Genomic DNA, 26,910 nt, shown 5'->3' on the forward strand with positions numbered 1-26,910 from the left:
ACCCAAGCGTCTCACCTCACCACCGGGGGCGGCGAGCCGTTATCCGGCTGGGCGTGTTGTGCGTGTTATGTCCACATATGGTGGGCGAGTGAGTGGACACTGGCGGGCCTTCCGGCGGTCCCCCTATCTGCCCGCCGCCGTGATCGTGCTGATCGCCGCCGCCGCGGCCGGCTTCTTCGCCGGCTCCTACACGTACGCGATGGCGAAGCCGACGCCGCGCCATCTGCCTGTCGCCGTCGTGGGCACCCCCGACGAGGCGTTCCTCCACGCGCTGCGCGGGCGGCTGTCCGCCTCCCTCGATACGCGCCATTACCCGGACTATCCACAGGCTGTGGACGCCGTGGAGGCGCAGCGGGTGTTCGCGATCCTGCGCACCCGGAACGGCGCCGCGGAGCTCGACATCGCCAGCGCCGCCGGCGCCTCCGTCGCCGAACTGCTCACCGGCGACGCGCGCGCCGCCGCCCGCGCCGCCGGAACCGATCTGCGGATCACCGACCTCAAGCCGCTCCACCCCGGCGACCCCCGGGGGCTGGCCCTGTTCTACATCTCCATCGCCGCCGTGATCATCGGCTTCCTCGGCGCCGTCCAGTTGAGCGCCCAGGCCGCCGCCCTGAACCCGCTGGAACGGACGCTGGCCACCGCGGCCTACGCGCTGCTGGGCGGCCTGGCCATCGTGCTGGTGGTGGGCTGGGTGCTGGACGCGGTGCGGCTGCCGTTCCTGGCGTCGTGGACGATTCTGTCGCTGACGATGTTCGCCTCGGGGATGATCTTCACCATGTTCAACACCCTGGTCGGACGTTGGGCGATCCTGCCGACCTGGGGCCTGATGGTGATGCTCGGCAACCCGTCCTCGGGCGGCGCGGTGTCCTGGCCGCTGCTCCCGTCGCTGCTGGGCGCGATCGGCCGCTGGCTGCCGCCGGGCGCCTCGGTGAACGCCCAGCACACGGCCATCTACTTCCCCGGCCATCCGCACGCCCAGCCCTATGTGGTGCTGATCGGCTGGGCCGCCCTGTCCTGCACGGTCTTCGCGATCTGGCGCCACCGCCACCCCGGCGGCCGGTGAGAGACGGCGCGGAGACGCAGAAGAGCCCCGCACGGGAACGATTCCGCCGGGGCTTGCCGTCACTGCTTCGAAAGAAGGTGGCTGGGGCCGGGGTCGAACCGGCGACCTTCCGCTTTTCAGGCGGACGCTCGTACCAACTGAGCTACCCAGCCAGAGCGGTCCTGACGGGATTTGAACCCGCGGCCTCCACCTTGACAGGGTGGCGAGCACTCCAAACTGCTCCACAGGACCTGGCTTGTGCGAACCTTCGGCGCCTTGACCCGGGCCGTTGTCGCTGAAGCAGCGTATCACGGTGCGGGGGCCCGCCGAATCGCATTGTTCGAGGGGGGTCGGCGGTCGGGTCCGCAGGGATATTGACAGCGCCGGGGGGCTGGTGCGACGTTCTTTTATCGATACAAGAGTAGCCGGTGAGGGAGCGGTGAGGACCGGTGGGCGAACGCGGGGGGCGGTGGTGTCCTGGCTGGTCAGGGGCCGCCCGTGGACTGCCGGATCACCAGTTGGTGCGGGCCGGTGAACATCTCGTGCTCGTCCTCGCCCCGGCGTCCGGCGATGCGGTCGCCGAGCATGCGCAGCGCCGCGTCCACCATCTCGGAGTGGCCGGGGGCGATCGTGGAGAGCGACGGCACCGTGTACCGGCCCTGCTCCACGTCGTCGAATCCGATGACCTTGACCTCGTCCGGGACCGCGACCCCGTGGTCGGCGAGCGCGCGCAGCGCGCCGATCGCCACGGTGTCCGTGAAGCAGACCGCGCCGTCGAACGGGATGCCCCCCGCCAGCAGCGAACGGGCCGCCGCGGCGCCGCCGGCCATGGAGAACGCGCAGGGCACCGCCAGCTCGGGGCTCGGGTCCAGCCCGGCGTCTGTCAGTGCCTCGTGGTAGCCGGCCGTGCGCAGGCTGTTGGCGTTCACCTCGGGGCCCGGCTGGGCGCCGAAGGCGGCGATGCGGCGGCAGCCGCGCTCGATGAGGTGGCGGGTGGCGTCCCGGGCGCCCTCGACGTTGGCCATCGCCACGTGGTCGACGGCGTGCCCGCCGCTGAGGCGTTCCCCGAGGGCCACCACGGGGAGGTCGGAGCGGAGCTGGTCGGCGTCCTCGTCGCCGAGCTCGACGGTGCTCAGGATCAGCCCGTCGTAGCGGCGCACCCGCGAGTGCGCCAGGGCGCCGAGCTCGTTCTCCCGGGTGGCGCCGGTCTGTTCGACGACGACCTGGTAGCCGAGCCGGGCGGCGCGCTCGATCAGGAGCGACGCGAGCTGCCCGAAGTAGGGCGTGTCGATGTCGGGCACGGCCAGGCCGATGATGCCGGTGCTGCCGGACCGCAGGCTGCGGGCGGCGACGTTGACCCGGTAGCCGAGGCGGTCGACGGCCGCCAGCACGCGGTCCCGGGTGGCGTCGCTCACATAGCGGTGGCCGTTGATGACGTTGGACACGGTCATCACCGAAACCCCGGCGGCCTTCGCGACCTCGCTCATCGTCACCATGGGCCGATTATCCACCGGTGGTGCCGACGCATTCCGTTCCACCGGATTTCCGGCGGCAGCCGGTAACCCCTTCCATACACAAGGAGAGATCATCACCATGCCGGAACAGCTCGGCACCGCGGTCATCAACCTCGATATCGAGGGGCCGACCATCAGCCGCCATCTCTACGGTCATTTCGCCGAGCACCTGGGGCGCTGCATCTATGGCGGCTTCTGGGTCGGCGAGGACTCGCCGGTGCCCAACGAGGGCGGGATACGCCTGGACATCGTCGAGGCGCTGCGCGCGCTGGACATTCCCAACCTGCGCTGGCCCGGCGGCTGTTTCGCCGACGAGTACCACTGGAAGGACGGGATCGGCCCGCGCGAGCGGCGCCCGCGCATGGTCAACACCCACTGGGGCAATGTCGAGGAGAACAACCACTTCGGCACGCACGAGTTCATGGCCCTGTGCGAACTGCTGGGCGCCGACCCGTACATCAGCGGAAACGTCGGCAGCGGAACCGTTCAGGAAATGAGCGAGTGGGTCGAGTACCTGACCCGGTCCGGGGACAGCCCGATGGTGCGGCAGCGCAAGGAGAACGGCCGCGAGGAGCCGTGGCGAGTGCCGTTCTGGGGGCTGGGCAACGAGACCTGGGGCTGCGGCGGCAACATGCGCGCCGAGCACTATGCCGATCTGGCCCGGCAGTACGCCACTTACTGCCGCGATCACGGGGACAACAAGCTGTACCGCATCGCGGCGGGCGCCGCCGACGGGGACTACGCGTGGACCGAGACGCTGATGAAGCAGATCAGTTGCTTCGGCTGCGAGGCCACCCCGAAGAACTTCTTCCAGGGCGTGTCCTTCCACTACTACACGATCGCCGGCACCTGGGAGGACAAGGGCAGCGCGACCGAGTTCAGCACCGAGGACTACTACCGCACCCTGGTCAGCGCCCAGCGCGTGGACCGGCTGATCAGCGGCCACTCCGCCGTGATGGACTGCTACGACCCGGAGAAGAAGGTCGGCCTCGTCCTGGACGAGTGGGGCACCTGGTGGAATGTCGAGCCCGGCACCAACCCCGGCTTCCTGCACCAGCAGAACGCGCTGCGCGACGCGCTGGTGGCCAGCCTGCACTTCGATATCTTCCACAAGCACGCCGACCGGCTGTTCATGGCGAACATCGCCCAGACCGTGAACGTTCTCCAGGCGATGGTGCTCACGGATGAGCAGGAACGACTGATCCTGACCCCGACCTATCACGTCTTCGAGATGAACAAGCGGCACCAGGACGCGGCGTCGCTCGCCGTCCACCTGCGCGCCGAGGGCGCGCGCCGCACCGTGGGCGACACGGAGCTGCGCACGCTGTCCGCGTCGGCCAGCGTCCGGGACGACACCGTGCTGATCTCGCTGACCAACCTGGATGCCGAGGACCCGGCCACGCTGACGCTGGACCTGCGGGGCCGGTCCATCGGCGAGCCGACCGCCCGCGTCCTGACGGCCGACCGGACGAACGCCCACAACACGGGCGACGCCCCCGACACGGTCGCGCCGCGCCCCTTCACGGGCGTCGAGCCGGTCGCGAACGGCTTGCGGGTGTCGCTGCCGCCGCACTCGTTCGTCACGATCGAGGCGCCGCTGGTCTGACCTGCGAAAGAACGGTCCGGGCGGCCGGCGCGGCCGCCCGGACAATTTCCGGTTGTGACGTCATAACGCCTGTGCCAGGATGCGGCGGTTCGCAGACGCGGACCCGTATCCCCCGAGGGAGAACCGTGACCTACGCCGCCTCCGAGAGCCGCTACGACGACGTGATGCCCTACCGCCGCAGCGGGCGGTCCGGGCTGCGGCTGCCGGCCGTTTCGCTGGGCCTGTGGCACAACTTCGGCGATGCCAACCCGCTGGAGGGGCAGCGCGCGATCCTGCGCCGCGCGTTCGACCTCGGCGTGACGCACTTCGACCTGGCCAACAACTACGGGCCGCCGCCCGGCGCCGCCGAGCGGAACTTCGGGCGGATATTCGCCCAGGACTTCCGCCCCTACCGGGACGAGATCATCGTCTCGACCAAGGCCGGCTACCGCATGTGGAACGGGCCCTACGGCGAGTGGGGTTCGCGCAAGTACCTACTGTCCAGCCTCGATCAGAGCCTGGGCCGACTGGGCCTGGACCACGTCGACATCTTCTACCACCACCGCCCCGACCCGGACACTCCGCTGGAGGAGACGATGGGCGCGCTGGACGCGGCCGTCCGGCAGGGCAAGGCGCTGTACGCCGGCATCTCCAACTACTCGCCCGGGCAGACCCGCGAGGCCGCTCGCATCCTGCGCGAGCTGGGCACCCCGCTGCTGATCCACCAGCCGTCGTACTCGATGGTCAACCGCTGGGTCGAGGACGGCCTGCTGGACGCCCTGGACGAGGTGGGCGCGGGCTCGATCGCGTTCTCCCCGCTCGCCCAGGGCCTGCTCACCGACCGCTATCTGAACGGCATCCCGGCGGGCTCGCGCGCCGCCGGGGACAGCCCGTTCCTGAACGCGGACGACGTCGAGCGGACCGTTGGCACGGTCCGGGCGCTCAACGAGATCGCCCGGCGGCGTGGGCAGACCCTGGCCCAGCTCGCCATCGCCTGGGTGCTGCGCGGCGGGCGGGTCACCTCGGCGCTGGTCGGTGCCAGCAGCGTCAAGCAGCTTGAGGACAGCGTGGGTTCGGCGGCGAACCTGGACTTCGCCGACGAGGAGCTGGCCGAGATCGAGTCGATCCTCGCGCGGTAGTCCGTGGCCCGGGGCGGTCGCGCGCCACTGTCAGACCCGCGCGCGACCATGGGGACATGACGAGCGACAGCATCGCCGACACCATCCGGGACGGGCAGATCCCGGCCCGGGCCGACTCCGTCGGTCCGGGCTGGGGCGCCCTGCTCGACGAGCTCCACCGGCGGCTCCACGCCATCGCCCCCACCTATCAGCTCGACGGTTTCGACACCCAGTTCGGGGGCCTGCGGGTCTTCGTCGCCGACCGGTTCGACGCCGACGGCGAGTTCGACGGGTACTGGGCCGACGCGGCGGCCGAGGCCATAGCCGCCGCCGAGGCCGCCTCGCGCCGCACCTGCGCCTCGTGCGGCGAGCCCGGCAGGCTCCGGTTCCGCGGCCGGGACCGGGGGCCCGGGCTGCTGCTCGTCGTCCTCTGCGACGCCTGCGGTCTCGGGCCGCTGCGCCACGAGGAGGTGGATCCGGCGCGGGGGCACCGGTCGCCGCTGCCCGGGTGACGCACGGACGGGTGGCCGCCCTGCGCGCCGCCGGGCCGCTCCGGCGCGGCCCCGGGAGGCTGGCTCCATGCGAACCCCGGAAGAGAACCTGGTGCGCGCGGCGGTGCGTGCGCCGTCCTCGCACAACACCCAGCCGTGGATCTTCCGTTCGGACAAGGACGCCATCCACCTCCACCGGGACCCGGGGCGTTCCCTCCCCGTCAACGACCCGCGCGACCGCGAGGCCCACATCAGTTGCGGCGCCGCCCTGCTGAACCTGCGCGTCGCCGCGCCCTGCCACGGCCTGCGCGCGGAGGTCCGGCTGCTGCCGGACCCCACCGACGACACGCTGCTGGCGCGGGTGGAGCTGACGGAGGAGGGGACGCCCGTCTCCGCCGACGACGCCACGCTGTACGACGCCATCACCCGGCGGCGCACCGCCCACCGGGCGTTCGCCGGCCGCGCGGTGCGCGACGGCGCGCGGGACCGCGTTCAGCAGGCGGTGGCGCGGGAGGGCGCCCGGCTCCAGATCATTCCCGAGACACGGCGGAAGGAGGTGGCCGCGCTGGTCGGCGAGGGGGACCGCCGGCAGTTCGCCGACCGGGCCTGGCGCCGGGAGCTGGCGCACTGGCTGCGCCCGCGCCGGGCGGGCGACGGCCTGACCGTGCCCGGCCCGGCCGCCCCGCTGCTGCGCGCGCTGGTCCGCAAGGTCAACGCCGGGCCGCGCGTCGGCCGCCGCGACGCCGCCCTGCTGCTGGCCGCGCCCGCCGTCGCCGTGCTGACCACGCGTGCCGACGAGCCGCTCGACTGGCTGCACGCCGGCCAGGCCCTGCAACGCGGCCTGCTCACGCTCGCGGCCGAGGGCATCCAGGTCTCCTTCGCCAACCAGCCCTGCCAGGTCGGCGACCCGCTGCGCACCCAGTTGCGCGAGCTGCTGCCCGACCCCGAGGGCCACCCCCAGCTCCTCTTCCGTGTCGGCCACCCGGCCGGCGCCGCCCCGCAGCGTTCGCCGCGCCGCCCGCTGGCCGCCGTCATGGACGGCCGGGGGTAGCGGGCCGGTCCAGCCACCGGCGGGCCTCCGCCAGCCGCTCCTCGTTCCCGGCGGGATCCGCGACGCCCGTCAGGTCGCCGCGCAGGATCCGGCCGGCGTAGTACAGGGCGTTGATGGAGTACCGGAAGTCCAGCATCGGCCGCAGCGCCCGCTCGACCTCCTCGGCGGACAAAACGCCCTGGTCCAGGTAGGCGCGCAGCAGCGGCCGGGCGCGGTCGGGGCCGCCGGCGTCCAGCACGGCCGTGGCCACGTCGTACATCCGGGGCTTGCGGCTCGCCGCGCCCCAGTCGATGAGGCCGCAGCCGCCCGTGGCCGGGTCGAGCCGGAAGTGCTCCGGCGCGGGGTCACCGTGCACCGGCCCCCACGACAGCGTCTCCGGCCGGAGCCGCCGCAGCCGCGCCGCGGCCGCCACGATGGCCGGCCGGAGCCACGGCCGCAGGTCCAGCGCGGCGTCGTCGGCGTCGGCCAGCAGGTCGAAGGGCGGCCACGCCTCGGCGGCGGTGACCGGTTCGGCGCCGAGAATCCCGTGAACACGCCCGAGCGTCGCGCCCATGAGCGCGCTGTCCCCGGCGCTGTGGCCGTCCAGTTCCCGGCCCTCGACCCGGCGCAGAAGTGCCAGCGCATGGCCATGAACCGGGGCGGTCAAGTCGCCGCCGGCGGTCGGCAGGGGCGCGCCGGAGGCGACCCCGGCACCGGCCACCCGGGCGGCCAGCCGCAGCCCGTAGTGGAACTGCTCCTCGGGCCCGCCCAAGGGCACGGCCTTGGCCACCCAGTGGGCGCCGCCGACATGAACGTTCCAGGTGGCGGAGTTCATGCCGCCCATCAGCGGGGTGACATCGGCGCCGGGCAGACGCCAGTGCGTTTCCAGCGCGGCGGAGATATGCGAACAGCCGGGGATGGCAAGGGACATGGTGGTGAGGTCTCCGGGATCGACAAAGGAACCGCCACCGGCCACGGCGACGGCATCGGCCTCGGCGCGCGGCGCATCACGCGCCGCGGAAGGGTCACCTCACAGGCGGCACGCTACCGGGGCGCCCCCCGGCGCCACCACGGGAATTCGGCGCGGGGCGCCGACGCCGCGGCGCGGCGGGGTCGCCGATCTCCGTGGCGTACGGGGGTTCGGCGCCGGCCCGGGAGCAGGTGAGGGCCGCGGCGTGGGCGGCGAAGGTGAGGAGGGCGCGCCAGTCGTCCGCGGTGAGGGCGGACAGCGCGGCCCGGGTGAGCGCGTTCCGTTCCGACAGGCCGTGCAGCAGGGCCGCGTAGACCGTGTCGCCGGCGCCGATGGTGTCGACGACGTCCACCGGCCACGCGGGAACGTCGACCGTTCCGTGGTCGCGCGTGACGACGGTCAGCCCGGCCCGCCCTCGGGTGACCACCACGGCGGCGGGCCCGGCCGCCAGCCAGTCGTCCACCTCGCCGCCCAGCCACCGCGCGTCCTCCTCGCTCAGCTTGACCACGTCCAGATGCGGCAGCCAGCCGGTGAACCGGGCCCGGTACGCGCCGGGGTCGGGGATCAGCCCGGGGCGGATGTTGGGGTCCAGCGCGATGAACACCCCGCGCGCGGCGGCGTGGCGCATCAGCGTCTCGTAGGCGGTGGCGCCGGGCTCCAGGACCAGCGAGCAGGAGCCGAGCAGCAGGGCGCGGGCCGCGCCGGGCAGTTCGGGCGGGGCGGTGAAGAGGCGGTCGGCGGTGCCCTCGGTGAAGAAGCGGTACGCGGCCGAGTGCGCGCCGTCGAGCGCCGCCACGGCGAGGGTGGTGGGCTCGGGGCCGCGCCGCACCAGGTCCAGCCCGACGTTCTCCGCGCGGAGGCGGTCGAGGAGGAAGTCGCCGAACGCGTCGGTGGAGACGCGCGAGCAGAAGTGCGCGGGGGAGCCGAGGCGGGCCAGGGCGACGGCGGTGTTGCAGGGGCCGCCGCCACGGCTGGGCAGCAGCGCGGCGGCCGGGCCGCCGGAGCCCTGCGGGACCAGGTCGACAAGGGCCTCACCGGCGACGACGATCATGGGGTGTTCCTCGGCTTTCTCGTGGCTTCCTGGCACGGGTTAGGTCCGGTTAGGGTGGGGCGTTGACACGGCCCGACGGATGAGGATCCCGACGACATGGACAGGCACAACAGCCCGGCCGGTGGGCGAGGTTCGGCGTGACGGGCGGTCGTCCCACGTCCCGGGACGTGGCGCGGCTCGCGGGTGTCTCGCACACGGCGGTCTCGTTCGTCTTCAACGGCCGGGCCAAGGGCAATCTGTCCGCCGAGACCCAGGAGCGGATCCGGGCCGCGGCCGAGCAGCTCGGCTACCGGCCGAACCCGGTCGCGCGCGGGCTGCGCCGCAGCCGGACGGCCGTGCTCGGGCTGGTGACGGACGAGATCGCGTCCTCGCCGTTCGCCGGGCAGTTGCTGCGCGGCGCCACGGAGACCGCGTGGGCCCGGGACCACCTGGTGGTCACGGTCGACTCCGGCGGCGACCCGGAGAAGGAGGAGGCTGCGGTCGACGAGCTGCTGGACCGCCGCGTGGACGGCATCGTCTACGCGGCGATGTCGCTGCGCCGCGTCGCCGTCTCCGCCGCGCTGCGCCGCACCCGCACCGTGCTGGCCAACTGTCTTGCCGAGGACGGCTCGTTGCCCGCCGTGATCCCGGCGGAGCGCGCGGGCGGACGGACCGCGGCCGAGGTGCTGCTGGCCGCGGGACACCGCCACATCGCCAAGGTGGGCGGCCTCGACGACATCGCGTCCGTGGAACGGCTGCGCGGGTTCCGCGACGCGCTGCGCGCCGCCGGGGTCCCCGCCGTCGAGGAGTGGATCATGCGCGGCGGCGGGGAGATCACGACCGGGTACGAGTGCGGCCTGCGGCTGTTCGACGGGGCGCCCGCCGGCCGCCGCCCCACGGGCGTGATCTGCTACAACGACCGCGTGGCGGCCGGGGTCCTGCACGCCGTCGCCCGCTGCGGGCTGCGGGTGCCCGAGGACGTCTCGGTCGTCGGGTACGACGACCAGGAGCACATGGCGGCCTTCCTCACCCCGCCGCTGACAACGGTCGCGCTGCCGCACCGGGCGATGGGGGAGACCGCGACGCGGCTGCTGCTGGACGCGATCGACGCCGGCGAGGATCCGCCGGCGTCCGTCCGCCGTCTGACGTGCCATCCCGTCAGCCGTGCCTCGGTGGGTCCGGCTCCCAGCCGCTGAGCTCCCAGCCCGTGACCTGAACGCCCGTGCCCCGCGTGGTCAGTTCGGGAACGTCCCCGGCGCGCCGGTAGACGCGTTCGGTGGCGACGGCGGCGTCCCCGGCGAAGAGTTCGAGCAGCGACCCGTCGGCCAGCACCCGGACGGTCAGCCCGCCCGGCGCCGCCCCCGGCCCGGCGGCCAGGGTCAACGGACCGGAGCCGCCGGCCCGTTGCCGGGGCCAGCCGGACCGGTCCAGGGTGACGGTGCCCGCGGCCGGGTCCAGCGCCAGCGTGACCCGTTCCCCGGCGGCCGAGCGCAGCAGCCCGACCGTCGCCGGCGCCGTCGCGGTGATGAACAGCTCGTAGGCGTCGGGCAGTTGGGACGGGAGCGGGCGCGCGCGCAGGCGTTCCAGCTCGGGCGCCGGGACCGTGGACAGCGCGCCGTCGGCGCGGATGTCCACCACCCGGGGCGCGGTGAGCACCCCCGCCCAGCCGGCCCGTTCCACCTCGTCCTGGCTCCGCGCCTCCCAGGACCAGCCCCACAGCAGGACCCGGCCGCCCGCGCGGTCCTGGAGCACGGCCGGCGCGTAGAAGTCCCGGCCGTGGTCGAGCGGACCGCCGGACCGGGGGGTGAACCGGGGCGTGGGGTCGTCCGGCCCGGCGGCGGTGAGCGTTCCGGTGAGGTGGCCGGTGGACAGCGGTTCGCCGTCCCACAGGGACAGCACGAGGACCCAGTGGCCGTCGCTCGTCTCGAAGAGCTGCGGGCACTCCCAGCCGGTGGCGTCCTTGCCCAGCGCCTCGGCGGCGCGCGGGTCGCGGCCGTCCAGCAGGACCCCGGCGAAGCGCCAGGACAGCAGGTCGTCGCAGTCGTAGAGCAGCACGGAGGGCGTGCCGTCCGCGTGGCCCGCGCCCACCAGGGCCCAGCGGCGTCCGCCGTGCCGGAAGACGAACGGGTCGCGGAACATGGCGACGTGGAGCCCGGCCGGCGGTGCCGTCACGACCGGCTCCGGCACCGGCCGCCACACCGTGAGCGCGTCGTCGTCCGGCACGGCGCGGGCCAGGCAGATGGTGCCGACCCCGGTGTGCTGGCGGTCGATTCCGGTGTACACGGCGGTGGGCACGCCGTCGTCGTCGACCACGCAGCCGGACCAGCACCCGGCCTCGTCCGGTCCGCCCGGGGTCGGGGTGAGGGCGATCGGGTGGTGGTCCCAGCGGACGAGGTCGGGGCTGGAGACATGGCCCCAGTGGACGTTGGCGTGCACGGGGGCGGCGGGGTTGTGCTGGTAGAAGAGGTGGTAGCGGCCGCGCCAGCGGAACGGCCCGTTGGGGTCGTTGATCCAGTTGGCGGGCGGGCGGACCCTCAGGCGGGGCGCGTGCGGATCGGGGAACGGGGCTTTCCGGCTCAACGGTTGACTCCTGCGGAGGAGATGCCCTCGCGCAGCGGGCGCTGGCCGACGGCGAAGACGAGAACGGCGGGGATCATGGACATCACGACGCCGGCGAGGACCACCGAGATGGAGCCGGTGCCGAGGTTCCCCTGGAGGGAGACCAGTCCGAGGGGGAGGGTGAAGTTCTCCGAGGAGACCTCCAGGATCAGCGGCCGGAAGAACTCGTTCCAGTGGTAGTTGAACGCGAGCACTCCGACGATCGCCAGGCCGGGCGCGGCCAGCGGCGCGTACACCGAGCGGAAGATCCGCCAGGGGCCGGCGCCGTCGAGCATCGCCGCCTCGCCCAGGTCGGCGGGCATGCCGAGGAAGTACTGGCGCATCAGGAACGTCCCGAACGCGGTGGGGAACGCCGGAATGATGAGGCCGAGCAGGGTGTCGGTGAGGCTCATCTCCTTCAGCACCAGGAAGACCGGCACGATCGTCACCTGGAGCGGGACCATCATGGTGGCCAGTACCAGGCCGAACAGCGGCCTCTTGAAGCGGAATTCGAGGCGCGCGAAGGCGTAGCCGGCGAGCCCCGCCGTGATCATCTGGCCGGCCGCGATCAGCCCGGTGACCAGCGTGGAGTTCAGGGCCAGCAGCCACACGTCGATCGTGTCGAACACCTCGCGGTACGACTCGGCGGTGGGGTCGGTGGGGATGATCTGCGGCGGCAGGTCGAACGACTCGGCCGGGGGCCGCAGCGAGGTGGCGACGGTCCAGATGACCGGGCCCAGGGTCAGCAGGGCGCACACCGTCAGACCGGCGATCCTGGCCCAGGGGCCGAGGCCGTGGCGCACCCGGCCGAGGGAGAGTGTCTGGCTCAAGGGAGTCCTCCGGCTCACTGGTAGTGGACGAAACGCCGGCTGAGCCGGAACTGGAGGGCGGTGACCGCCATGATCAGGACGAACAGCAGCACGCCGACGGCCGACGCCTCACCGAAGCGCAACTGCTCGAACGCCCGCTGGTAGATGACCACCACGACGGTGCGCGTCGAGTCGCCCGGACCGCCGTCGGTGAGGACGTAGGGCTGCTCGAAGACCTGAAGGGCGTTGATGATGCCGACCACCGACGCCACCAGCAGCGTCGGCGACAGCAGCGGCAGGGTGACGCTCAGGTGCTTGCGCAGCCCGGTGGCGCCGTCCAGGGACGCGGCCTCGTGGACCTCTTTCGGGATGTTGTTCAAGCCGCCCACGAAGAGCAGGAAGGAGAAGCCGAACTGCTGCCACACATACGCCAGCACGACGGCGGTCATCGCCTCGTTTCCCGAGGTCAGCCAGGGCACCGGGGCGATGCCGACCTGGCCCAGGAGCCAGTTGACCACCCCGAAGTCCTGGTTGAAGAGGTACTTCATGACCACCGACACGGAGGCGGCGGACAGGATCAGCGGGAAGAAGAAGGCGGAACGGAACACCGACCGCAGCCAACCGGGCATCCGGCCGTTGACGGCCAGCGCCAGGCCCAGGGCGAGCAGCAGTTGCAGGGCGACCGCGCACACCATGAAGACCAGGGTGTTGCGGAACGACACCAGCACCGTCTCGTCCGCGAACACCTCGCGGTAGTTGGCGGCCCCGGCGTAGCGCGGGGAGTCGATCACGTCCCAGTGGAAGAAGCTCAGTACCACCGACCCGGCGATCGGCACCACCGTGAAGACGGCGATTCCGATGATGGTGGGCGCCAGGAACAGGGCGGCCATCAGCCGGGACCCTCGCCGGCGCACGGCGGTGCGGGGCCGGCCCGGCCGTTCGGTGGCGACCGGCCGCGGGTCGGTGGCCGAAGTACCGGCGGAGAGACGGACGTTCGTCATATCTCACGCTCCATGGCGTGCTCCAGGTCGTGTTGCAGCCGGCGCAGGGCGGGGCGGACGGAGCCCGGGCCGGCCAGTGCGGTGCCGGTGTGCTTGATCAGCAGCTCCTCCACCTCGGCGACCTGCGGCGGCGCCGGGATCGGGCCGGTGGTGGGGAACCGGTCGAGGGTGTCGTAGAAGACCTGCCAGTGCCCAGGGCCCGTTTCCCGGTAGCGGGCGGCGTCGACCATCGAGCGGCGGGCCGGCGTGGTCTGGTTCTCCTTGAACAGCTCGGTCAGCACGTCCTTGCGGGCGGTGTACTTGATGAACTCCCACGCCTCGTCCTGCTTCTTGGAGGTGCGCAGCAGCGCGTAGCCCGCCGCGCCGTACTGATGGCGCTGGCCGCGCCAGCGGGGGAAGTACTGCACGTCGTACGCGTCGTTGGGCATCCCGGCGGTGTGCAGGCCGCCGGCCCAGAAGCCGCCGGCGGGGGTGACGCCGACCCGGCCGGTGGAGAACACGCCGACGAGATTGGTGCCGCTGCCGCCCTCGGGACGCGAGCAGAGGCCGTCCTGGATCAGCGACGCCAGATAGTCGTAGACCTCCTCGACCCGCGCCGAGGTGGCCTGCGGGGTGGTCCAGCGGTAGCCGCCGCCCCGGCCCTCCCCCTGGCCGCCGGGGTAGAACTCGTTCCACAGCCACTCGCCGCCCGGTGCCCGGGACTCGGCGAGGACGTTGGTGTCGTTGGCGAACAGCCAGGGGACGACGCCGCCCCACAGCCGGTTGGTCCAGTAGTAAGGGGTGAAGTCGGAGCCGCCGGTGCGCTTCATGTCGCGCAGCAGCGTGGTGAAGTCCTCGCGGGTCCAGTCGGGCGGCGGCAGTTCGGCCCCGGCGCGCGCCAGCACCTCGGTGTTGAGGTACATGTCGGCCGCGTTGAACTCGACCGGCAGCTGGTACAGGCTGCCCTCGTACATCATCGACTCCACCAGCGAGGGGTGGACATCGGCGAAGTACTCGCGCAACTCGGCCGCGTCGCGCCGCACCCACGCGTCCAGCGGCACGCCGAGCCGCCGGGCGAAGAGCTGCACGCCCTCGGTGGCCACGTAGACGACGTCGGGGGCGGTGCCCGCGGCGATCAGGGTGAGGATCTTGGCGAAGAAGTCCGACCAGTCCTTCGCCTGCACGGCGAAGAGCCGGAGGTCGATGTCCGGGTGGAGCGCGCGGAATCCGTCGCGGAGGAAGCGCTGCGCGGCGGGGTCGAAGGCGGAGCCGAGGGTGGCCACGACGAGGGCGTCGTCGTCGCGGCCGGGGATGTCGGCTCCGGTGAGACGGTCCCAACTGGCGGCCGTGCCGGCGAGCGCGGCTGCGCCCCCGCCGTAGGCGCCGTACCGCAGCAGCGTGCGGCGAGTGAGGTGCGGGTCGGTCATCGGGCGGCCTAACTCGAATTAGGTGAGATCGATGGCCCACATCATGTGAAGTGCGTTACAGGGCTGTCAAGGGCCGCGAACACTTGACCTTTATCGAGTTAGGTCTAGAGTCCCGCCTCATCGGTTGCCATCCCGACGAGAGGTTTGCGGAACTATGCGTGGAATACGAGGATCAGACGGTGGGTCAGCGAAACCGACGAGGAGGGCCGTGCTCGCCGCCTCGGGCCTGGGCGTCGCCGCGGCGGTGGTGCCCGCGGCCCCGGCCGCCGCGGCGGGCCGGGCCGCTCCCGGGGGCGTTCGCCGCACGTCGCGGCGGGCGGACGGCAGTTACCGGGCGGAGTACCACTTCACCGTCCCCGACCAGTGGATGAACGACCCGCAGCGGCCGATCTGGATCGACGGCGAGTATCACTACTACTACCTGTACAACCCCGACTACTTCACCGGCGGCCCGCCCGGGACCGCGTGGCGCCTGGCCACCAGCACCGACCTGGTGTCCTTCCGCGACCGGGGCATCGCGGTGCCGAAGACGACCCCGATCGGCGACGTCTGGTCGGGGTGCGCGGTGGTGGACACGGGGAACACCGCGGGCCTCGGGCCCGGCGCCGTCGTGGTCGTCGCCACCGCGGACCCCGGCAACTCCCAGGCCCAGTACCTGTTCTCCTCCACCGACGACGGCCGGAGCTTCACCCCGTACGGGACCGGGCCCGTGCTGCCCAACCCCGGCGTCGTCGACTTCCGCGACCCCAAGATCATCCGGGACGAGGAGCGCGGCCGCTGGGTGATGGTCCTGGCCGAGAACAACAAGCTCGGCTTCTACCACTCGCCCGACCTGAAGAGCTGGACCTATGTCGGCGGCTTCATCAAGGACGGCGTCGGGGTCTTCGAGTGCCCCGACCTGTTCCGCATCACCGCCGCCGACGGCACCGCCCGCTGGGTGCTCGGGGCGAGCGCCAACGGCCGGGCCGCCGGGCTGCCCAACACGTACGCCTACTGGACCGGCGCGTTCGACGGGACCACGTTCACCCCCGACGCCCCGGACCCGCAGTGGCTCGACCACGGCTTCGACTGGTACGCCGCCGTCACGTTCGACCGGCACCGGGCGGACGGCAGCGTGGATCCGGCGACCCGTTACGCGATCGGCTGGATGAACAACTGGGCCTACGCCGGCATCACCCCGACCATCGACTCCGACGGCTTCAACGGCACCGACTCGATCGTCCGCGAGATCACCCTGCGACGCGACGCGGCCGGCACCCTCTACCTGGCCTCCCGGCCCGTCGCCGGGCTGGACGAGCACGTCTCCCGGACCGTGGCCCTCGGTGACCTGCGCGTCGAGGGCAACCTCCCGCTGGACTACCGGGGAACGGCCTACGAGTTGAGCACCGAGATCACCTGGGACCAGCTCACCGGTGCCGGGATGCAATTGCGGCGTTCGGCGGACGGCGCCCGGCACATCGACGCGGGGATCTGGGCCGACTACGCGTTCGTCAACCGCGGCGGCGTGGCCAACCCGGACCAGAGCGGCACCATGTGGGAGAGCAGGAGCCCGTTCGACCCGGCCGCGCGGCGGGTCACCATGCGGGTGCTGGTGGACCGCACGACGGTCGAGGTCTTCTTCGACGACGGCCGCTACACGCACTCACTGGAGGCGTTCCCCTATCTGACCGACACCGGTCTCGCCCTGTTCGCGGTCGACGGCCCGGCCGTCTTCCGGAACACCGTGATCAGGGAGTTCACGGTCTGACCCCGCCGGTGCCCGGGGACGGGCCGGGCCCGCCACCGGTCGCCGACACCGAAACCCGATTGCCGTCCCCGCGCGCCGGCGTGAGACTGGGCGATCGTGCTGACGCGTGCGGAGATCGAGGACTTCGTCGAGAACGGCTTCGTCCGGGTGCCCGGCGCCGTGCCGGCCGACATTGCCGACCGGTGCCGGGCCGAGCTGTGGGAGGCGACCGGCTGCGACCCGGACGATCCCACCACCTGGACCGAGCCGGTGATCCGGCTGGGCGGATTCGCCACCCCGCCGTTCACCGCCGCCGCCAACACCCCGGTGCTGCACGAGGCGTTCGATCAACTGGTCGGCCCGGGCAGGTGGCGGGCGCCGGGCGGTCTGGGGACGTTTCCGGTGCGCTTCCCCAGCGACCGGGAGCCGGGCGACGACGGCTGGCATCTGGAGGCGAGCTTCGCGGGCGAGTCCGGCGAGGGCCGGGTCAACGTGCGCTCGCGCGGGCGCGCGCTGCTGATGCTGTTCCTCTTCTCCGACGTCGGGCCGGACGACGCGCCGACGCGCATCCGGGCCGGCTCCCACCGCGACGTGCCCCCGCTGCTGGCGGACGCGGGGGACGAGGGACGCGAGTGGTTCGACCTGTGCGGCGACGCGGTGCCCCTCAGCGAGGGGCGCCCGGAGGTCACCGCGACGGGCCGGGCCGGGGACGTGTACCTGTGCCACCCGTTCCTCGTCCACGCGGCCCAGCCGCACCGCGGCACGGTCCCCCGGTTCATCGCGCAGCCCCCGCTCGAACCCACCGCCCCGCTCGACCTCGACGCCGCCGCCCCCAGCCCGGTGGTCCGCCCCATCCGCCAGGCCCTGGGCCGGGCGGCGGGCTGAAGGAGAACGCCATCCGGGGGCGGGAGTCGGGCCGGGGCGGCTCACTCAGGTGAGCTGGTTGACGCGGATGAGGTTGCCGGCGGGATCGCGGAAGGCGCAGTCGCGGACCCCGTAGTCCTGGTCGATGGGTTCCTGGACGACATCGGCGCCCGCGGCCTGGAGGCGGTCGAAAAGCCCGTCGAGGTCGTCGGTGCCCAGCGTGATGCCGGTGTAGACGCCCTTGGTGATGAGTTCCAGGATGGTGCGGCGCTCCTCATCGGTGATGCCCGGATCGACGGCCGGCGGGTGCAGCACGATGGAGGTGCCGGGTTGGCCGACCGGTCCGACGGTGATCCAGCGCATGTCCTCGTAGCCGACGTCCTTGCGGACCTCGAAGCCCAGGATGTCGCGGTAGAAGCCCAGGGCGGCCTCGGGGTCGGTGTGCGGAAGGAAGGCGTAGTGAATGGTGAGGTTCATGCCCGTCACGCTATGCAGAGCCACCGGGCGCGGGCTTCTTGATTCCTGACCGGTCTGGTCACCTGCTTGGCCAGACACGGCGGGATCCCCGCCCCGGCCTGGGAGTGGTCGCGGCGGTAGACGCTCGGCGGCACGCCGACCAGTTCGGTGAACCTCGTGCTGAACGTGCCCAGCGACGAGGAGCCCACAGCGAGGCACACCTCGGTGACGCTGAGGTCTCCGCGGCGCAGCAGCGTCATCGCCCGTTCGATCCGTCGGGTCATCAGATACGCGTACGGAGACTCGCCGTAGACGCGGCGGAACTCCCGGCTCAGGTGCCCGACCGACATGTGCGCCCCACGGGCCAGCGCCTGGAGGTTCAGCGGCTCGGCGTACTCACGATCGATCCGGTCGCGGACACGACGCATCACGGCGATGTCGCGCAAACGCTGCGCCTCCGCAGCCCCAAGGCCCATGCCCGCCATCGTGCCACCGTCGCACCTGCCGCGCGGCACGGGGCGAGCATCGGTCAAGAACGGAGAAGCGCCAGGTCTCTCGGCACGGCTAGCGTCACAAGCAGTTCACACCGATCACGCCCAGGGAGTGAGAGCGATGAGCGCGAACACCGGCTTCTCCGAGGAAGAACGTGCCGCCATGAGGGAGCGCGCCGCGGAACTGAAGAAGGAGGCGAACCGCGGTCGCGGCAACAAGGCGGCCGCCCAGGAGCTCGACGTGCTGTCGAAGATCGCGGAGATGGAGCCGTCGGACCGCGCCGTGGCCGAACGCGTCCACGCCATCGTCACCGCCAACGCCCCGGAGTTGTCGCCGAAGCTGTGGTACGGGCAGCCGGCCTACGCCAGGAAGGGGAAGGTCGTGTGCTTCTTCCGCAGCGGGCACGTCGACAAGGAACGTTACTCAAGCCTCGGCTTCACCACCGAGGCGAACCTTGACGACGACAGCGGCCTGTGGCCCACGTCCTACGCCGTGACCGACCTGAGCGACAAGGCGGAAACGGCGATCACCGCCCTCGTCAAGAAGGCCGTGAGCTGACCGGTCCCTCCGGGATGACCAAGAGCGCGAGGCCGCGACCCGGCGGCCCGGCCTCGCGCATGTCACTTGCGCCAGAAAAGGTGGTGCGTCACGCCGCTCGGGCTCGGCACGACATCCAGGTGGAACCGGTCGAGCAGCTCGTCGGGTGACTCCCAGAGCCGCAGCCCGGACCCGAGTTCCACCGGCGAGACCGCCACATGCATCGTGTCGACGAGGTCGGCGTCGAGGAACTGCCGGATGGTGGAGACCCCGCCGCCGAGCCGGACGTCCTTGCCCCGCGCGGCCTCCCGCGCCTGCTCCAGGACCGTGGCCGGGTCGCCGCTGACGAAGTGGAACGTGGTGTCGGAGAGCGTGAACGAGGGCCGCGTGTGGTGGGTCATGACGAAAACCGGGGTGTGGAAGGGGGGTTCGTCCCCCCACCAGCCACGCCACTCTTCGTCGCGCCAGGGCCCGCGCTGGGGCCCGAACTTGTTGCGGCCCATGATCTCGGCGCCGATGTTGCGCGCGTAGTCCCGCGTGAAGTAGTCATCCAGGCCCCGGCTGCCCCCGGGATCGGTGCGCATGGGCCAGCTCGCCGTGGCACCGGCCCAGGCGAACAGCCTCGCCGGGTCGACCCCGTGGCCGAACGGCCGCTCGAGGCTCTGGTCCTCACCGGCGCCGATGCCGTCGCTCGAGACGTTGAAGTTCTGCACTCTCAGTAGCTGAGCCACCGTTCCTCCTGAGTTGGGTGTCAACGGTGGTGAGACTTGCCGGGCCGGGCAAACTCATCGCCGCGCTCCCTTTCTCCGCACCGGGGAATGACCATCCGGCGTTCGGGGTTGCGGTGCCTTGGGAGCCAGTGTGCGGCGAGAGGGGTGCTCGATGCGTGCCGTTGTGGTCAGGAGTCCCGGGCCGGCGGACTCGCTGGAGGCGGTCGAGCTGCCGGACCCGTCCCCGGGGCCGGACGAGCTGACGGTCGAGGTCGCGTACGCCGGAGTCGGCTTCGTGGACACCCTGTTCCGCTCGGGTGCCTTCGGCCTGCCCACCCCGTTCACGCCCGGGATCGAGGTCACCGGCCACGTGCGCGAGGTGGGGCCGGGGGTCGCCGGGTTCCGGCCGGGCCAGCCGGTGGCGGCTCTGCTCAACGACTTCGGGCGCGGCATGCGCGCGGGCGGCTACGCCGAGGTCGCCGTGGCCCATGCCGCGATGACGACCCGCCTCCCGGACGGCGCCGATCTGGCACGCGTGGCCGCCGTTCTCGTCAACGGCGTCACCGCGTGGCTGGCCCTGCGCGACCTGGCCCGGCTCGACGTGCGCGACGACGTCCTCGTGCTGGGCGCCAGCGGCGGCCTGGGCGGCATCACCGGCCGCCTCGCCGCGATCCACCCCGCCCGGCGCGTCATCGCCGTGGCCGCAAGCCCCGGCAAACGGCTGTCCGACGCCACCTGGACAGACGTGGTCCACGGCGCCGACCTCGGGAGCGCCGTCCGGGAACTCACCGACGGACGTGGCGTCGACGTCGTCATCGACCCGGTCGGTGGCGAGTTGCGCACGCGCGCCTACGACCAGCTCGCCCCGTTCGGTCGTCTCGTGATGCTCGGCAATGCCAGTGGCCGGGACACGGCGATTCCGGGAGACTCCCTCTGGCTCGGCACCCGCCAGGTGCTCGGCCTCAGCCTGGGCGGCGTCGCGCACCTCATCCCCCGACGAGTCGGCGCGGCCCTTACGGCCCTCGTCGACCTGGTCCACCGCGGCGTTCTGCGCGAGCCGGCTCCCGCGATCCTGCCGCTGGACCGGGTGGCCGAGGTTCACCGGGCCCTGGAGGACCGGACCGCCCCGGCCAAGACAGTCCTCGCTGTCCGCTGAGCCGGCGGCGAGCGGCCGGCCGAGCGGTCGTCCGCCGGTCCGCGGCGTGTCAGCGGCTCATCCGTTCGATCCCGTGGTGAGGGTGTCCGCGTCGGGGGTGTTCTTCGAGCGCGGGGTGTCCACGGCGGTCTTCGTGTGGCCCGCGGCCCGGTGCGATCCCAGGGCGAGGATCGCGGCGGCGGTCAGGGTCAGCAGCACCGCCGAGGCGAGGTAGGCGATGGCGTAGCCGTCGATGAAGGCGTCGATGGCGACGCGGCCGAGCTGTTCGCCGTGGGCTCCGAGGCGCTCGGCGACCGCTTGTGAGACGGCGAGGGATTCCTGGGCGGCGTGGACGGCCTCGGGCGGCAGGCCGGCGGGGGCGTTGTCGGAGATGCCTTGGCGGTAGCCGTTGTTGAGGACGCTGCCGAGGACGGCGATGCCGAGGGTGCCGCCGACTTCGCGTGCGGCGTCGTTGACCGCGGAGGCGACGCCCTGCTTGTGCGCGGGCAGGGAGTCGACGATGGAGGTGGTGGCCGGGGCGGTGGCCAGCGCCATGCCGGCGCCGATCGGCAGCAGTCCGGCGAGGACCGGCCAGTAGGAGGTGCCGGCGTCGAGGCGGCTGAGGATGAGCACGCCCGCGGTCATCAGGACCAGTCCGATCCCCGCCGCCCGGCGTTGGCCGATCCTGCCGACGATGTGCGGCGCGCGGCGTGAGAGGCCGCCGAGGACCAGGCCCATGGGTGTCATCGCCAGGCCGGCCTGCAGCGCTGTGTAGTCCAGGACGAGCTGGAGGTACTGCAGGACGATGAAGACCATGCCGAAGAACACGAAGAACTGGACGGTGATGGACAGTACGCCGGTGGCGAAGCCGCGCACCCGGAACAGCCTCGGATCGAGCATGGGGTCGGTCGTGCGCAGGCTCCAGCCCAGCCACAGCGCGCCGCCGAGCAGGCCGATGGCGAACGCGGTCAGTGTGACGGCGTCGGTCCAGCCGCGGTGCGGGCCTTCGATGGTGCCGTAGACGATCCCGGCGAGGCCGAGCGCGGAGAGCAGGCCGCTGACGGCGTCGATGCGTGGCGCGGTGATGTCGCGCGAGTTGGGGATGACGGCGACCGCGGCCAAGAGCGTGAGTGCGGCGAGGACACCGCCGAAGACGAAGATCGACGGCCAGGAGAACCACTCCAGCAGCAGGCCGGAGGTCAGCAGGCCGAAGACGGCGCCGGCGCCGGCGACGCCGATCCACGCGCCGACCGCCTTGCCGCGCTCGGCGGCGGGGAAGGAACTGGTGATGATCGACAAGGTGGTCGGCATGACCAGGGCCGCGCCGACACCGGAGAGCCCGCGCAGGACGATGATCGTCCCCGGCTCGTCGGCGGCGGCGGCCGCGAACGCGCCCGCGGCGAACAGGGCCAGGCCGGCGACCAGGACGGGTCTGCGGCCGAACCGGTCGCCGATCGCGCCCGCGGGGAGCAGGAGTCCGGCGAACACCAGGGCGTAGGCGTCGACGATCCACTGCAGTTGGGTCTGGTTGGCGCCGGTGTCCTTGGCGAGGTCGGGCAGGGCGACGTTCAGCGAGGGAACGGCCGACACCACGACGGCGAGCGATACGAGGACGACGGCGAGCACCCCGCGGCGGCGGGCGGGTGTCAGTGTGGTGGCGGCTGTCTGTGAGGCGGACACGATGAACTCCCGAGAGGGGGCGGTGGGGACAGGGCGGGGATACTGCGGCCTCTCAGGCGGTGGCGAGGCGGCCGGATCGCGACGATCGTGCCTCCCAGAATTCCGAGGCAATCAGCGGCGGATCAATGCACGTTGTCGCATGGAGGGATAAGCCGCGCTTATCGTCGGCCGGCCGACCGCCTCCTGGTCAACGGTGCCCTGGGCCGGAGCCCGGAACGATGATGGATCGCTCGTGGATCGATAAGCTCCGGTTGTCCATGGCACGGACACGGAAGGCGCCGGGGTGGAGCTGCGGGACATCGAGATCTTCCTGGCCCTGGCCGAGGAGTTGCATTTCGGGCGCACCGCGGAACGGCTGCACATATCCCAGGCGCGGGTCAGCCAGTCGATCGCCAAACAGGAACGCCGCATCGGCGCCGCCCTGTTCGAGCGCAGCAGCCGCCGGGTCGCGCTGACCTCCATCGGCGCCAAGCTGTACGACGAGCTCAAAGTCGCGCATCAGCGCATTCTTGACGCCACCCAGGCCGCCACCGCCGCCGCGCAGGGCCTGGGCGGCACGCTCACCGTGGGCGCGTTCGGCGCCCTCATCTATGACTTCGCCAACGCCACCGGGCTGTTCCGGGCGCGCCACCCATCCTGCGAACTGCGTTTCCACGAGACCCGCCCCAGCGATCCCTTCGGCCCGCTCCGCACCGGCCAGGTGGATGTCCAATTCCTCTGGTTGCCCATCCGCAGCCCGACCTGACCGCCGGACCGGTGTTGCGCGCCGATCCTCTCGCCCTCGCGGTCGGCGCGGACCATCCGCTGGCCGGGCGCGAGTCCGTCTCCATGGAGGACCTCGGCGACTGCGTCGTCGTGGAGCCGCCGGAATCCGTGCCCGCCTACTGGGCGACAGCGCTGGTCCCCACGCACACCCCTGGCGGGCGGCCCATCCGGCGCGGGCCCAGGGTCGTCACCTGGCAGCCCGGGGAAGTGCTGGCCGAGGTCGCCGCCGGGCACGCGGTCCAGCCCATCCAGGCCAAGGCCGCTGTCTACTACCCCTGGCCGCGCGTCGTCTACCTGCCCATCCGGGACGCTCCGACGTGCGACTGGGCCCTCGTCTGGCGGACCGCCGAAGAGACCGCCCTCGTCCGCGCGTTCGTCCGGGCCGCCCACGACGGCACACCGGCCTGCCCTCGCGACGACGAGTAACGATCCGGGTACGGATCACGGCGGACGAGGCGCAGGCGTCGCAGACGGGGACAGAAGAATCCGGGCCCCGTGCCCTCGTTGAGGGCAGGGCCTCGGTGGCGAGGAAAGCGGCCCCGGCCGTCTCACCTCCTCAACGCCGCACGGCAGAACACCCCTCCCCGTCACCGCCTCACCGGCCGTCCCGACACCGTTCCCGCGATCATGATCCACCGCGTGACCCCGCTGATGCCTTCGCCGCCGGACGACGTCGCCCGCAACCTGCGCCTCACACGCCGTGGCCCCTTCCTCGCCTCCCGCGGCTTGGCATGGCAGCGGGCCACTGAGGGCGCGGCGGGAAGACGGTGATGGGGACGAAGTGCCTCGGGAGCAGGCACTTCGACCCCTCGCCGGGTTCAGCCCGCGACGGGGACCGGCTTGTCGGTTTCCGCCGGGACTTCGGTCTCCTTGATGCCGTACCGCGTGTAGATGCGGGCCAGTGGGCCCGGTGCCCACCAAGCCGCTCTGCCCATCAGCTTCATCACGGCCGTTCCCAGCAGGATGCGCACCACCAGCACGTCCACCAGGATCGCGAACACCATGCCGACGCCGAAGAGCTTCATGGTCAGCACTCCGCTCGTCCCGATCGCCGCGAGGGGCACGCACATCAGCAGCGCGGCACTCACGACCAGGCGTCCGATGGACTGCAGCCCGGTGGCCACGGCGGCCGTGCTGTCGTCCAGCAGGTCGTACTGCTCCCGCATCCGGGACACCAGGAACACCTCGTAGTCCATGGAGATTCCGAAGATCAGCGCGAACAGCATGATCGGCATGTTGGGCTCGATGTTGCCCGTCGGATCGAAGCCGAGCAGGTTGTGCAGATGGCCGTCCTGGAAGATCCAGACCAGGACGCCGAAGGTTGCGGACAGCGACAGCAAGTTCATCGCGATCGCCTTCAGCGGCAGCAGCACCGAGCCGAACTCGTTGTTCGGCAACAAGGCCGGCCTGCTCAGCAGCCTGTACGAGGAGGCCGTGCGGCTCTTCGTCGCACGCCTGGCCGCCATCCATCCGACGGACAACCCGGCCAACGACGTGATCCGGCTCGGGCTCGCCTATCGCGACTACGCCGTCGCGAATCCGTATCTCTACGCGGTCCTTTTCTCCGACCGCACCGTCCGCTGTCGGTCCGAGTCGGACAGGCCGCGTGAGGTCGTCGAGGCCTACCGGCCCCTCGTCGACGCCGTGAGGCGCGGACAGCGGGCCGGGCAGTTCAGTTCCGCGTCCGCCCCCGAGGTCATCGCGCTGTCGGTCTGGGGAACGGCCCATGGCCTGGTGTCCCTGGTGCTGTCAGGGAACGAGCCGTCGGAGCTCGCGGTCGCCGACTGCTACGAACGGACGCTGCGGGCGTTGGTGGCGGGGTGGCGCGAGGAGGGAAGGGTTCCGGCGTTCGTGGATGTGACGTGAGCCCGGACCGGACGGTGGGGTCGGCCGGACGGCCCGCCACTTGGGCTTGCGTGTGGAGCCGATCGGTTTACACTGCTGGAAACTGATCGGTTTCTCGCCGTAGGGGGCGAGTTCGGCAACTGGATTCACTGGGGGCATCGGATGACTACCGCGCGCGACGAGGAGCGGTCGGCGGATCTCGGGCTTCCGGCGAAGCCGGCTGCGCACCCGTCGGTTCGGGTCGTACTCGCTCGGCGCGGGAACGGCGGCGTCGCGAGCCCGCCAGTGTTGATCGACGCGGCCCGCGGTCAGTCTGGACCGCCCCGACCTGGCTGGCGAGCGCGAGCACGCGCTGGCCGCGTTGCCCGGCACCCGCACCCGCTGGACCGCATCCCGGCCGAGCCGAAGTCCGAGGAAGCCGCCGTCCCGGTAGCGGGACGTACTCACCCGGGCGGGTGCGGAGTGGCCTTGTAAACCGATCGGTTTCCTTCTCGTTGGATTGGAGTTAACCTCGCAGTATGACCACCGAGGCGAAGTCAAGTTCCCGGGAGCGCCTGCTGGAGGCGGCGGCCACGCTCACCTACCGGGACGGTGTCGGCATCGGCGTCGAGGCGCTGTGCAAGGCGGCGGGTGTGTCGAAGCGCTCGATGTACCAGCTCTTCGGGAGCAAGGACGAACTGCTGGCGGCCAGTCTGGAGCAGAGCGCCTCTGCCTACGCGGCGAGGCTCCTGCCCGCGGCGGGTGATGGCCGTTCACCCCGTGAGCGGATCATGCACGTCTTCGAGCAGGTGGAGCTGCAGGCGGGTGCGCCCGAGTTCCGGGGCTGCCGGTACCTGGCCGTGCAGATCGAGCTCAAGGATCGGAGTCACCCCGGGAGCCGGGTGGCGCACCGGGTCAAGGCGAACCTGAAGGCCTTCTTCCGTGCCGAGGCCGAACAGGGCGGGGCGAGCGACCCGGATCTGCTGGCCCGGCAGCTCATCCTGGTCTTCGACGGCGCCAGCGCCCGCGCGGGGATCGGAGCCGACAACTTGACAGGGCTCATCGCGCCCACTGTGGCCACCCTGCTCGATGCGGCAGACATACGCTGACACCTCGCCTCTCGCGCAGGCTCGGTGACTGAGGTGTTCCCCGAGTTGATGCCGGTCTCCGGCAGCCGGAGCAACTCGCATGGCCGCCGCATGCCCTTACTTTCCAGCGCTCCGGGGAAGCCCGATGGCCGTAAGAGTGTTGGTGAGCATGCCGCAAGCGAGAAAGTCTCTGGTCGCGTTGGCATCGGCACCCAGTGGCAGGTGCACGGTTTCCCAGAGTCTCAGCCAGCCGGCCCGGACGAGCTCGCCGATCTGGTCATCGCCCTGCGCCTCGGCGGCTGCCACGATGGCGAATCCCTGCATCTGCATCTGGAGCGTTTCGGGGTGCGCCGAGATTAGCTGTGCGTGCGCGTTCGCCATTGCATGGCGGGCCTGCTCGGCGCTCTCTGCCCCTTTGGCTGCCCTCTCGAAAGCCAGGCGGGTGTCTTCCATGCTCCGCATCAAGGCGGCGACGAAGATCGCCTTCTTGCCCGGAAAAAGCCGGAAGAGGTATGGCTGCGTGACACCGACACGCTTGGCAATCGCCTCGGTAGAGGTGCCGTAGTAGCCCTTGTGCGCGAACTCGGCAATCGCCGCGCGGATGACGCTCTCGCGTCTCTCCTGTGCGCTGATCCTGCCCATGGCGCCATTCTAGCGGGCGCTCATCAGATTTATTCCAGGCGGCAAGCCGTCCGAAGGGGTGCGGGCCCGCAGGGTTGTTGTCCCGACGCCGCGGGATGTCGGCCCAGCCTGCGCCGCGATTCCATGGGCGCCGCGAAGTTCCCGCGCGGTACGGCGCACAGCGTATGGGCGGCCGTCGTCTGTGACGACGACCGAACGCTGACCCTGTGATGGCGAGCGAGTCGGTGACGTGGCCCCGGGATCAGTTCCCTGCTTGAGCTTGCGCATGGAAACCGATTGGTTTATTGTTATTGGGAAACCGATCGGTTTTCCAATGTGTGGGCGACCATGACAGCATTAAAAGGCGCAAGTGTCTTCGCCACCGGAGGCAGCCGTGGTATAGGCAAGGCCCGGGTGG

At 71.8% G+C, this 26,910-nt stretch carries 25 protein-coding genes, 2 tRNA genes and 1 pseudogene; 13 read left to right on the plus strand and 15 right to left on the minus strand.

Annotated elements, in window-relative coordinates:
* Positions 1–67: 67 nt before the first annotated feature.
* On the plus strand, positions 68–1,063 hold the full coding sequence (locus tag RM590_RS20935) for an ABC-2 transporter permease (RefSeq protein WP_394813919.1): 996 nt from the start codon (positions 68–70) through the stop codon (positions 1,061–1,063).
* Between the two features lie 78 nt (positions 1,064–1,141).
* Here the strand turns inward: RM590_RS20935 and RM590_RS20940 are convergent.
* From RM590_RS20940 to RM590_RS20950, 3 genes are all read right to left on the minus strand, one after another.
* Positions 1,142–1,215 (minus strand) — tRNA-Phe (locus RM590_RS20940).
* Positions 1,216–1,219: 4 nt separating this feature from the next.
* Positions 1,220–1,294, minus strand: a tRNA-Asp gene (locus RM590_RS20945).
* Positions 1,295–1,527: 233 nt separating this feature from the next.
* Complete coding sequence (locus tag RM590_RS20950) at positions 1,528–2,538, minus strand: LacI family DNA-binding transcriptional regulator (protein WP_311706181.1); 1,011 nt, start codon at positions 2,536–2,538, stop codon at positions 1,528–1,530.
* Positions 2,539–2,635: 97 nt separating this feature from the next.
* On the opposite strand from RM590_RS20950, the gene RM590_RS20955 reads away from it, so the two are divergent.
* From RM590_RS20955 to RM590_RS20970, 4 genes are all read left to right on the plus strand, one after another.
* The gene (locus tag RM590_RS20955; RefSeq protein WP_311706182.1) at positions 2,636–4,162 is read left to right on the plus strand and encodes an alpha-N-arabinofuranosidase; all 1,527 of its coding nucleotides are present in this window, start codon (positions 2,636–2,638) and stop codon (positions 4,160–4,162) included.
* 125 nt (positions 4,163–4,287) lie between these two features.
* Positions 4,288–5,280 (plus strand): L-glyceraldehyde 3-phosphate reductase, encoded by a 993-nt coding sequence (mgrA, locus tag RM590_RS20960; RefSeq protein ID WP_311706183.1) that lies wholly within the window; start codon positions 4,288–4,290, stop codon positions 5,278–5,280.
* A 56-nt stretch (positions 5,281–5,336) separates the two neighbouring features.
* On the plus strand, positions 5,337–5,771 hold the full coding sequence (locus RM590_RS20965; RefSeq protein ID WP_311706184.1) for a hypothetical protein: 435 nt from the start codon (positions 5,337–5,339) through the stop codon (positions 5,769–5,771).
* Positions 5,772–5,838: 67 nt separating this feature from the next.
* Positions 5,839–6,801, plus strand: coding sequence for an Acg family FMN-binding oxidoreductase (locus RM590_RS20970; protein ID WP_311706185.1), 963 nt, complete (start codon positions 5,839–5,841; stop codon positions 6,799–6,801).
* Here the strand turns inward: RM590_RS20970 and RM590_RS20975 are convergent.
* Both RM590_RS20975 and RM590_RS20980 read right to left on the minus strand, forming a co-directional pair.
* Entirely contained in the window at positions 6,782–7,711 is a 930-nt protein-coding gene (locus RM590_RS20975) for a phosphotransferase enzyme family protein (protein ID WP_311706186.1), read from the minus strand. The two genes, RM590_RS20970 and RM590_RS20975, sit on opposite strands and share 20 nt — an antisense overlap.
* Before the next feature lie 94 nt (positions 7,712–7,805).
* Positions 7,806–8,801: a carbohydrate kinase family protein gene (locus RM590_RS20980; protein WP_311706187.1), complete on the minus strand. Its 996-nt coding sequence runs from the start codon at positions 8,799–8,801 to the stop codon at positions 7,806–7,808.
* A gap of 137 nt (positions 8,802–8,938) precedes the next feature.
* On the opposite strand from RM590_RS20980, the gene RM590_RS20985 reads away from it, so the two are divergent.
* Positions 8,939–9,976, plus strand: coding sequence for a LacI family DNA-binding transcriptional regulator (locus tag RM590_RS20985; RefSeq protein WP_311706188.1), 1,038 nt, complete (start codon positions 8,939–8,941; stop codon positions 9,974–9,976).
* Here RM590_RS20985 and RM590_RS20990 read toward each other — a convergent pair.
* From RM590_RS20990 to RM590_RS21005, 4 genes are read right to left on the minus strand one after another with little or no spacing between them, the layout of a single operon-like run.
* Entirely contained in the window at positions 9,939–11,360 is a 1,422-nt protein-coding gene (locus RM590_RS20990) for a glycoside hydrolase family 32 protein (RefSeq protein ID WP_311706189.1), read from the minus strand. The genes RM590_RS20985 and RM590_RS20990 overlap by 38 nt on opposite strands.
* Positions 11,357–12,208 carry a carbohydrate ABC transporter permease gene (locus RM590_RS20995; RefSeq protein ID WP_311706190.1) on the minus strand — a complete coding sequence of 284 codons (852 nt, stop codon included), beginning with the start codon at positions 12,206–12,208 and terminating at the stop codon, positions 11,357–11,359. The genes RM590_RS20990 and RM590_RS20995 overlap by 4 nt, the downstream gene beginning before the upstream one ends.
* Before the next feature lie 14 nt (positions 12,209–12,222).
* The gene (locus RM590_RS21000) at positions 12,223–13,188 is read right to left on the minus strand and encodes a carbohydrate ABC transporter permease (RefSeq protein WP_311706191.1); all 966 of its coding nucleotides are present in this window, start codon (positions 13,186–13,188) and stop codon (positions 12,223–12,225) included.
* On the minus strand, positions 13,185–14,594 hold the full coding sequence (locus tag RM590_RS21005) for an extracellular solute-binding protein (protein WP_311706192.1): 1,410 nt from the start codon (positions 14,592–14,594) through the stop codon (positions 13,185–13,187). The genes RM590_RS21000 and RM590_RS21005 overlap by 4 nt, the downstream gene beginning before the upstream one ends.
* 154 nt (positions 14,595–14,748) lie before the next feature.
* Here RM590_RS21005 and RM590_RS21010 point away from each other — a divergent pair, with 154 nt between their 5' ends.
* Complete coding sequence (locus RM590_RS21010) at positions 14,749–16,341, plus strand: glycoside hydrolase family 32 protein (protein WP_394813920.1); 1,593 nt, start codon at positions 14,749–14,751, stop codon at positions 16,339–16,341.
* 99 nt (positions 16,342–16,440) lie between these two features.
* Positions 16,441–17,205 (plus strand): phytanoyl-CoA dioxygenase family protein, encoded by a 765-nt coding sequence (locus tag RM590_RS21015; RefSeq protein ID WP_394813924.1) that lies wholly within the window; start codon positions 16,441–16,443, stop codon positions 17,203–17,205.
* Positions 17,206–17,250: 45 nt separating this feature from the next.
* On the opposite strand, the gene RM590_RS21020 is transcribed toward RM590_RS21015, so the two are convergent.
* Both RM590_RS21020 and RM590_RS21025 read right to left on the minus strand, forming a co-directional pair.
* Positions 17,251–17,661, minus strand: a complete 411-nt coding sequence (locus RM590_RS21020; protein ID WP_311706194.1) for a VOC family protein — start codon at positions 17,659–17,661, stop codon at positions 17,251–17,253.
* A 5-nt stretch (positions 17,662–17,666) separates the two neighbouring features.
* Positions 17,667–18,116, minus strand: a complete 450-nt coding sequence (locus RM590_RS21025) for a helix-turn-helix transcriptional regulator (protein WP_311706195.1) — start codon at positions 18,114–18,116, stop codon at positions 17,667–17,669.
* A gap of 136 nt (positions 18,117–18,252) precedes the next feature.
* Here RM590_RS21025 and RM590_RS21030 point away from each other — a divergent pair, with 136 nt between their 5' ends.
* A complete protein-coding gene (locus tag RM590_RS21030) occupies positions 18,253–18,690 on the plus strand; it encodes a DUF1801 domain-containing protein (RefSeq protein ID WP_311706196.1) in 438 nt (145 codons plus the stop codon).
* Positions 18,691–18,752: 62 nt separating this feature from the next.
* Here the strand turns inward: RM590_RS21030 and RM590_RS21035 are convergent, their stop codons facing one another.
* Positions 18,753–19,400, minus strand: coding sequence for a dihydrofolate reductase family protein (locus RM590_RS21035; protein WP_311706197.1), 648 nt, complete (start codon positions 19,398–19,400; stop codon positions 18,753–18,755).
* Positions 19,401–19,551: 151 nt separating this feature from the next.
* Between RM590_RS21035 and RM590_RS21040 the strand changes: the two genes are divergently transcribed.
* The gene (locus RM590_RS21040) at positions 19,552–20,535 is read left to right on the plus strand and encodes a quinone oxidoreductase family protein (protein WP_311706198.1); all 984 of its coding nucleotides are present in this window, start codon (positions 19,552–19,554) and stop codon (positions 20,533–20,535) included.
* A 57-nt stretch (positions 20,536–20,592) separates the two neighbouring features.
* Here RM590_RS21040 and RM590_RS21045 read toward each other — a convergent pair whose 3' ends face one another.
* Positions 20,593–22,194 carry an MFS transporter gene (locus RM590_RS21045; protein WP_311706199.1) on the minus strand — a complete coding sequence of 534 codons (1,602 nt, stop codon included), beginning with the start codon at positions 22,192–22,194 and terminating at the stop codon, positions 20,593–20,595.
* Between the two features lie 283 nt (positions 22,195–22,477).
* On the opposite strand from RM590_RS21045, the pseudogene RM590_RS21050 reads away from it, so the two are divergent.
* A pseudogene (locus RM590_RS21050) lies at positions 22,478–23,385 on the plus strand (LysR substrate-binding domain-containing protein).
* 392 nt (positions 23,386–23,777) lie between these two features.
* Here the strand turns inward: RM590_RS21050 and RM590_RS21055 are convergent.
* Entirely contained in the window at positions 23,778–24,356 is a 579-nt protein-coding gene (locus RM590_RS21055; RefSeq protein ID WP_311706200.1) for an MMPL family transporter, read from the minus strand.
* Here RM590_RS21055 and RM590_RS21060 point away from each other — a divergent pair.
* Positions 24,346–24,825 (plus strand): TetR-like C-terminal domain-containing protein, encoded by a 480-nt coding sequence (locus RM590_RS21060; protein WP_311706201.1) that lies wholly within the window; start codon positions 24,346–24,348, stop codon positions 24,823–24,825. The genes RM590_RS21055 and RM590_RS21060 overlap by 11 nt on opposite strands.
* Before the next feature lie 497 nt (positions 24,826–25,322).
* Positions 25,323–25,892, plus strand: coding sequence for a TetR/AcrR family transcriptional regulator (locus RM590_RS21065; protein WP_311706202.1), 570 nt, complete (start codon positions 25,323–25,325; stop codon positions 25,890–25,892).
* A gap of 96 nt (positions 25,893–25,988) precedes the next feature.
* On the opposite strand, the gene RM590_RS21070 is transcribed toward RM590_RS21065, so the two are convergent.
* Complete coding sequence (locus RM590_RS21070; protein WP_311706203.1) at positions 25,989–26,513, minus strand: TetR/AcrR family transcriptional regulator; 525 nt, start codon at positions 26,511–26,513, stop codon at positions 25,989–25,991.
* Positions 26,514–26,910: the final 397 nt, after the last annotated feature.

Source organism: Streptomyces litchfieldiae (assembly GCF_031845365.1).
Lineage (GTDB): Bacteria > Actinomycetota > Actinomycetes > Streptomycetales > Streptomycetaceae > Streptomyces > Streptomyces litchfieldiae.

What these genes read in the sequence shown, in the direction of transcription:
- RM590_RS20935 (WP_394813919.1), top strand. Translation starts at nt 68, where the DNA reads ATGTCCACATATGGTGGGCGAGTGAGTGGACACTGGCGGGCCTTCCGG.
- RM590_RS20950 (WP_311706181.1), bottom strand. Translation starts at nt 2,538, where the DNA reads ATGGTGACGATGAGCGAGGTCGCGAAGGCCGCCGGGGTTTCGGTGATG.
- RM590_RS20955 (WP_311706182.1), top strand. Translation starts at nt 2,636, where the DNA reads ATGCCGGAACAGCTCGGCACCGCGGTCATCAACCTCGATATCGAGGGG.
- RM590_RS20965 (WP_311706184.1), top strand. Translation starts at nt 5,337, where the DNA reads ATGACGAGCGACAGCATCGCCGACACCATCCGGGACGGGCAGATCCCG.
- RM590_RS20970 (WP_311706185.1), top strand. Translation starts at nt 5,839, where the DNA reads ATGCGAACCCCGGAAGAGAACCTGGTGCGCGCGGCGGTGCGTGCGCCG.
- RM590_RS20975 (WP_311706186.1), bottom strand. Translation starts at nt 7,711, where the DNA reads ATGTCCCTTGCCATCCCCGGCTGTTCGCATATCTCCGCCGCGCTGGAA.
- RM590_RS20980 (WP_311706187.1), bottom strand. Translation starts at nt 8,801, where the DNA reads ATGATCGTCGTCGCCGGTGAGGCCCTTGTCGACCTGGTCCCGCAGGGC.
- RM590_RS21000 (WP_311706191.1), bottom strand. Translation starts at nt 13,188, where the DNA reads ATGACGAACGTCCGTCTCTCCGCCGGTACTTCGGCCACCGACCCGCGG.
- RM590_RS21005 (WP_311706192.1), bottom strand. Translation starts at nt 14,594, where the DNA reads ATGACCGACCCGCACCTCACTCGCCGCACGCTGCTGCGGTACGGCGCC.
- RM590_RS21010 (WP_394813920.1), top strand. Translation starts at nt 14,749, where the DNA reads ATGCGTGGAATACGAGGATCAGACGGTGGGTCAGCGAAACCGACGAGG.
- RM590_RS21020 (WP_311706194.1), bottom strand. Translation starts at nt 17,661, where the DNA reads ATGAACCTCACCATTCACTACGCCTTCCTTCCGCACACCGACCCCGAG.
- RM590_RS21025 (WP_311706195.1), bottom strand. Translation starts at nt 18,116, where the DNA reads ATGGGCCTTGGGGCTGCGGAGGCGCAGCGTTTGCGCGACATCGCCGTG.
- RM590_RS21030 (WP_311706196.1), top strand. Translation starts at nt 18,253, where the DNA reads ATGAGCGCGAACACCGGCTTCTCCGAGGAAGAACGTGCCGCCATGAGG.
- RM590_RS21040 (WP_311706198.1), top strand. Translation starts at nt 19,552, where the DNA reads ATGCGTGCCGTTGTGGTCAGGAGTCCCGGGCCGGCGGACTCGCTGGAG.
- RM590_RS21065 (WP_311706202.1), top strand. Translation starts at nt 25,323, where the DNA reads ATGACCACCGAGGCGAAGTCAAGTTCCCGGGAGCGCCTGCTGGAGGCG.
- RM590_RS21070 (WP_311706203.1), bottom strand. Translation starts at nt 26,513, where the DNA reads ATGGGCAGGATCAGCGCACAGGAGAGACGCGAGAGCGTCATCCGCGCG.